Below are 6,159 nucleotides of genomic sequence, written 5' to 3' on the forward strand. Positions count from 1 at the left end.
TTGCACGCCGATCACCCCACGAAGGGGGTGCCTATTGCACGCTGATCCTCACAGATCAGCGGCGTTGCGAGCGAGAAGAGACTCCCCCCTGCGAAGGTTGCCGTGGAATAAACCGAGTTCAGTCGCATCCGGATGGCCGGATCAAGCCCGTACAGGGCGGTGCGCAGAGAAATGTCACTGCCGGTGGCTGCCACTCCGATGATAACCATCGCCGATACGACCCCAATATAGCTCGTGGGCCAAATCAACATCGCCAGCCAGCCAAACGCCATGAGAATGAAACAGGCACGAACGGCGGTTGCGGTGTCGAAACGGTCTGCCAATTTGCCGAGGAAGGGCGCTGCAATAGCTCCGGTCACGGCGACGAGCGACAGCAGACCGATCTCTCGCGTGTTGAGGTTGAATGGCGCCGCTTGAAGTCGCAGCGCCAACCCGACCCACAGGGCGTTGAACATGCCAAAACTCAGAGCCTGCAGCATGGCTGCCCGACGCAGCAGCGGGATTTCCCTTGCCAGCGCAATAAGCGACCGTAGCAATAGCGCGTAAGGTTCCCTGCGAAGCCCGGGCGTGAGGGGCATAACGCGCTTCATGGCAACGCCCATCAACAGAGTAAGGAGCGCGGCGGCCACATAGACAGTACGCCATCCGACAGCATAACCCGCTATGCCGGCCGCAGACCGGCCTAGCATGATGCCGATCATGATCCCCATCGCCAGAGTACCGGTCACCGCTCCGCGTCGTTCTGGTTCCACCAGCCGCGTCGCGAAAGCGGGAAGCAGATATGTTACGATACCGCACATTCCGGCGGCAAGCGCCGAACCGAGATAGAAGGCGGCATGGTCCGTAAGCGACATCGCGAGAAGTGCCGTCGCCTGAAGGAGCAGGAGGATCACCACGATCCGGCGATTATCAATGCGATCGCCGAGCGGCAGCAACAGCAGCATGCCCGCAGCGATTCCTAATTGGGTCACGGTAGGCGCGAGTCCGGACATCGCTTCTGACATCCCCAGATCTCTCGCAATGTCTGCAAGCAGCGGCTGGCTATAATAGTTGTTCGCGACGCAAACCGCGCAGGCGAGACCTATGAGCGCGAGTTGCAAGATTGTGAGCCCGGTTTCGGCGGTGGGCTCCTCGCCTCGGACCGTCCCGTCCATCGACGCAAGCTGGCCCGTCACGCCAAAAGCTCAATATCGGGTACCGCCTCACTTGAATGAGTGCAGCCCCTTTCCGCGTTCGCCGCCACGGGATTTGCCATATCGCGCATAGTGTGAGGCCTCGTCTGTTAGATGGAGCACAGTCGCGATTGACTGCACCTCGGCAAGGCACATCCCTAGATATACGGGAGTATGGGCCACACAGCCTGTTGGAGGTCACCAAAGGGGAGCTTCCGGCTAGGAGGGCTCGCAGTAGCGTGCCCAGTCCTCCATCATGATGCGCCGCTTCGCGAGCAGCTTTCCTCTGCGATATGCGGCTTCCGTCTTGCTCTCCACGAGGTGCGCCAGCGCCGCCTCTGCCACGTCGCCGGGGTGCGATGTCTCCTCGCTAACCCAGTCGCGAAACGACGAGCGGAAGCCATGTGCAGTGTAAGGCTCTTTCATCTCTTTGAGAAGCTTGGTCAGCGTCATGTCCGAAAGCGGATTGCCTCGTTTCGTACCCGAGAAGACCAAATCGCTCCCGAGCCTTTTCAGTTCGATGCATCGCCGGACGATCGCGACCGCGCGGTCGCAAAGCGGAACGACATGCTCACGGTGGGCTTTCATTCGCTCCTTGGGAACCGTCCAGAGCTTCCCCGTCAGATCGAACTCATCAAAGGTCGCGCCGCGCACCTCGCCGGAGCGCCCTGCGGTCAGGATGACGAACTCCAGGGCAAGACGACTGAACGACTCCCGCTGGCGGAGCCGGACGATGAAGGCCGCGACCTTGTCGTAGGGCATTGCGGCAAAATGCTCGTCCCGCTTGGGCTGCCGGGGCAGGCCCTTTGACACCGCCCGCATAGGCGCTTCGCTCTGCCGATACCCTTCCGCATAAGCCCAATCGAGGACGGTCCCTATCCTCTGCCTGACACGACGCGCCGTCTCGGGCTTTGCGAGCCATATCTTGGCAAGCAGACGCCGGATCATCGGACCCGTGATCTGATCGACCTGGATATTGCCGATATCGGGAAAGGCGTAGGTTTCGAGCGTCTGCTGCCATTGCCCCTCATGTTTTGCATTGCGCCAGGTGTCGCGCTGCGCGACCAGCACCTTCGCCGTCGCCTCGCGGAAGGTCGGTATCCCCTGCCCGCGCTTGCGCTCGAAGACAGGATCGAGCCCCATCTCGATCTGCAACCGGACCTCCCGCGCCCGCTCGCGAGCCAAGGAAAGTGAAATGATGGAGACACTGCCAAGTCCGAAATCGCGTCTTCGCCCCCTGTTCTGGACCCGGCATATCCAGCTTTTGGCACCGCTCGGTTTGACGAGCAGATACAGGCCGTCGCCATCGGCAAATTTGCCGGGACGGGATTCGGATTTCACGGCTGCCACCGACAGTTTCTTCATGCGCATATTGTTCCCACAATCGTTCCCACAAAAACAAACAGTCTGCTGTGGATCGCTGGGGACGCCGTGGGATACGAGACACCCCTGAAAGCCGCAGAAATGCTGGACTTTTAGCGAGCAATTCGAGGCGTGTGGGATGGGAAGGTGGCGGAGACGGAGGGATTCGAACCCTCGGTACCGGATTTACCAGTACGACGGTTTAGCAAACCGTTGGTTTCAGCCACTCACCCACGTCTCCGCATGGTCTGCCGCGCTAACGGCAGGTTTGGCCTAGGCGGGTCGCTATAGCCATGCACTTCGCGCCCCGCAACGGCAAAGATTGTGCATTTTTATGCGCCTTGCGGGCATTTCGTCGCCCGGATGATTCGGTCTGGCGTAAATTCGACTCGGGTCATCGCCGGTTCATTTGCCCGGGCGTCAAAGCGAGTCATGGTTAAAGCAGATTTCGGCGCGCGTGCGCCGCTCGGTATTTGGGGGTCAATTATGCGGAAGACGTTCACCAGCCTTGCCTTGGCGGCCGCAGCCTCGCTCGGTCTCGCGCTTGCGCCGCTTCCGGCGGCGGCGCAGATGCGCGAGATCGACCCCAGCAACACCGCGATCGATTCCGACCTCGACAACCCCGCACCGCCGCCGGTGGCGACCGATACGCCCCCGGGGGAAAGCTATGACAGCGACCTCGCCACGGGCGACCAGCAGACGAGCGAAGTGCCCGCCGACAGCGGCACGACCGGCGCCGCGACCAGCGGCGACGTTTCCGCGACGTCGGTCGAAGCGGCGCCCGGATCGACCTACAAGAAGGACGATCTGATCGGCGCGGCCGAAGGCGTGTTCGGCAAGGGTGCGCAGGGCCTCGCCGGCCTGATCGAGGATATTCTCAAGAAACAGGGCGAGCCCAACGCCTATATCGTCGGACGCGAGGCCGGCGGCGCGCTCGTCCTCGGCGTGCGCTATGGCTCGGGGACGCTGCACCACAAGATCGAGGGCGAACTGCCCGCTTACTGGACCGGCCCCTCGGTCGGCTTCGATGCGGGCGCGAACGCGGGCAATACCTTCGTTCTCGTCTACAACCTCTTCGACAGCGAGGATCTCTACAAGCGCTATCCCGCGGGCGAAGGCGCCGCCTATCTCGTCGGCGGGTTCAACGCGAGCTACCTGCGCCGCGGCGACGTCGTGCTGATCCCGATCCGCGTCGGCGTCGGCGCGCGGCTCGGGGCGAATGTCGGCTACATGAAATTCCGCAAAAAGCAGAACTGGGTGCCTTTCTGAGACCTGACCCGCTTGCCACGGGGGCGATAGCCCGCGCTTCGGCGCGGGCTTTTTCTTTGCGCGGGTGATATCGGGGAAACCCATCATCCGGAGATCGACGACATGACATCGCAGCCCGCCAGCGGTCCGCATTATTCGCCCTTCACGATCGGCGGCGGCCTCATTTTCGTGTCGGGCCAGCTGCCGCTGCTGCCCGGCCGCGACACGTCGCTCGCGACGGCCCCTTTCAGCGAGCAGGTCGGGCAGACGCTCCGGAACCTGAAGGCGGTCCTCGAGGACGCGGGCGCCGGGGTGGCGCAGGTGATCAAGACGACCGTCTATCTCAGCGACATATCCGACTGGGACGAACTCGACGCGGTGTATGGCCGGTTTTTCGGCGAAACGCGACCGTCGCGGAGCGTCGTTCCGACCGGGCCGCTTCACTTCGGATTTCGCGTCGAGATCGAAGCCGTTGCCTTGGAGTCGACCGCTCCCGCCGCCTAGTCGCCGTCGAAGGCGATCAGCGTTTCGCAGGCGAGGCCCGCAGCCGCGAGCCGCTGCGAGCCGCCGAGATCGGGCAGGTCGATGACGAACAGCGCGGCCGCCACCTCCGCCCCGGCATTCCGCATCAGCGCGGCGGTCGCGAGGATCGTGCCCCCGGTCGCGAGCAGGTCGTCGACCAGCACGACGCGGTGCCCCGGAAGCACCGCGCCTTCGTGCAGTTCGAGCCGGTCGACGCCATATTCGAGTTCATAGTCGACGCCGATGGTGACGCCGGGGAGCTTGCCCGCCTTGCCCACCGGGATGACGCCGAGCCCGAGCGCGGTCGCCATCGCGGCGCCGAACAGGAAGCCGCGCGCCTCGACCGCGACGATGAAGTCAGGGCGGTGGACGGCGGCACGCGCGCTCAGACGGCGCACGCTCTCGGCGAAACCGGCGGCGTCGCCGATCAGCGTGGTGATATCGCGAAACCGGATGCCCGGCTTCGGAAAGTCGGGAATGGTGCGGACGAGCGACGCGAGCTCGAGGTCCGGCTGGGGCGGCAGGGCGATCATGTCGTCACAATCGCCCTGCCCCTGTTCCTCAATGCTTCTTGTCGGCCCAGATGTTCCGGTACGACAGATAGGTCAGCACGGTGAAGATCAGCAGGAAGAAGAAGACTGCATAACCCACCTGGATGCGCTTGATCAGCTTCGGCTCGGCGGTCCAGACGAGGAACGCCGTGACGTCCTTGGCCATCTGGTCGACGGTCGCCTTGGTACCGTCGGCATAGGTCACCTGATTGGGTGCCAGCGGCGGCGCCATCGCGAGGTTGAGGTTCGCGAAATAGGGGTTGTAGTGCAGCCCGGTGCCCGGCTTCAGTTCGGCGGGCAGGTTCTTCGGCGGGTTCTGGAACCCGGTCAGCAGCGAATAGACATAATCCTTGCCGCCTTCGCGCGCCTTGGTGATCAGCGAGAGATCGGGCGGCAGCGCGTTGTTGTTCGCGGCGCGGGCGGCCGTTTCATTCGCATAGGGCGACGGGAAATAATCCGACGGCAGGCCGTCGCGCGTCGCCGGCTCACCCGTGTCGGGATTGACCGACGGGACCTGGAAACCCTTGGCGAAGGTCTTGATCTGCCCGTCGGTGTAACCGAGGTCCTTGATATCGCGGAACGCGACATGGTGCAGGCTGTGACAGGCCGAGCAGACTTCCTTGTATACCTGCATCCCGCGCTGCAACTGCGCTTGGTCCCAATGCGGCAGCAGGATGCCGTCGCTGGCCAGCTTCAGATGCCTGGGATGCTTGTGAAATTCGTGCGCGACATTGGGTTCATTGCTGAGCGGCGTCGTGAGGATCGCGAGCACCAGCGCGGTAATGAAACCGAGACCGACGAGAAAACCGAGCGGACGAACCATGGCTGTATCAGCTCCTATTAAAGTCCGGCGCTCAGGCCGTTGCCGAAGCCGACGATGCGTCGGTGGCGTGTTTGGCGAGGACCGCTTCGGTGATCGAATTCGGCATCGGAAGCGGGCGTTCGATCCGCGACACGATCGGCAGGATCACCAGGAAGTGGGCGAAATAATAGATCGCGCCCAGCTGGCTGAGGATCACATAGGGCTGTTCGGCCGGCTGCATGCCGCAGAAACCGAGGAGCAGCACGTCGGCCACGAGGATCCAGAAGAAGATCCGGTACAGCGGACGATAGTTCGACGACTTGACCGGCGAGCTGTCGAGCCACGGCAGGAAGAACAGCAGCGCGATCGATGCGAACATCGCGATGACGCCCCACAGCTTCGCGTCGATCCACAGGAAGTTGAAGGTGAAGGCCTTCAGGATCGCGTAGAAGGGCAGGAAATACCATTCGGGAACGATATGCGCCGGCGTCGAGAGCGAGTT

The 6,159-nt window shown here is 62.9% G+C and carries 6 protein-coding genes, 1 tRNA gene and 1 pseudogene; 2 read left to right on the top strand and 6 right to left on the bottom strand.

The annotated features are described in order from the left end of the window. Positions 1–11 precede the first annotated feature (11 nt). From JHC57_RS20385 to JHC57_RS20395, 3 genes are all read right to left on the bottom strand, one after another. A complete protein-coding gene (locus tag JHC57_RS20385; RefSeq protein WP_294032422.1) occupies positions 12–1,175 on the bottom strand; it encodes an MFS transporter in 1,164 nt (387 codons plus the stop codon). Positions 1,176–1,391: 216 nt separating this feature from the next. Then, positions 1,392–2,537 carry a site-specific integrase gene (locus JHC57_RS20390; protein WP_294032423.1) on the bottom strand — a complete coding sequence of 382 codons (1,146 nt, stop codon included), beginning with the start codon at positions 2,535–2,537 and terminating at the stop codon, positions 1,392–1,394. Between the two features lie 145 nt (positions 2,538–2,682). Then, positions 2,683–2,775, bottom strand: a tRNA-Ser gene (locus JHC57_RS20395). Between the two features lie 245 nt (positions 2,776–3,020). On the opposite strand from JHC57_RS20395, the gene JHC57_RS20400 reads away from it, so the two are divergent. Beyond that, positions 3,021–3,803, top strand: a complete 783-nt coding sequence (locus tag JHC57_RS20400) for a DUF1134 domain-containing protein (RefSeq protein ID WP_294032424.1) — start codon at positions 3,021–3,023, stop codon at positions 3,801–3,803. A 102-nt stretch (positions 3,804–3,905) separates the two neighbouring features. Next, positions 3,906–4,286, top strand: a complete 381-nt coding sequence (locus JHC57_RS20405) for a RidA family protein (protein ID WP_294032425.1) — start codon at positions 3,906–3,908, stop codon at positions 4,284–4,286. Here the strand turns inward: JHC57_RS20405 and JHC57_RS20410 are convergent. The 3 genes and pseudogenes from JHC57_RS20410 to JHC57_RS20420 form a co-directional block, all read right to left on the bottom strand. Next, positions 4,283–4,837, bottom strand: a complete 555-nt coding sequence (locus JHC57_RS20410; protein ID WP_294032426.1) for an adenine phosphoribosyltransferase — start codon at positions 4,835–4,837, stop codon at positions 4,283–4,285. The genes JHC57_RS20405 and JHC57_RS20410 overlap by 4 nt on opposite strands. Before the next feature lie 28 nt (positions 4,838–4,865). Then, positions 4,866–5,678, bottom strand: coding sequence for a cytochrome c1 (locus tag JHC57_RS20415; protein WP_294032427.1), 813 nt, complete (start codon positions 5,676–5,678; stop codon positions 4,866–4,868). 31 nt (positions 5,679–5,709) lie between these two features. Then, positions 5,710–6,159, bottom strand: a pseudogene (locus JHC57_RS20420) (cytochrome b); the annotation flags it as partial.

Source organism: Sphingopyxis sp. (assembly GCF_016463645.1).
Lineage (GTDB): Bacteria > Pseudomonadota > Alphaproteobacteria > Sphingomonadales > Sphingomonadaceae > Sphingopyxis.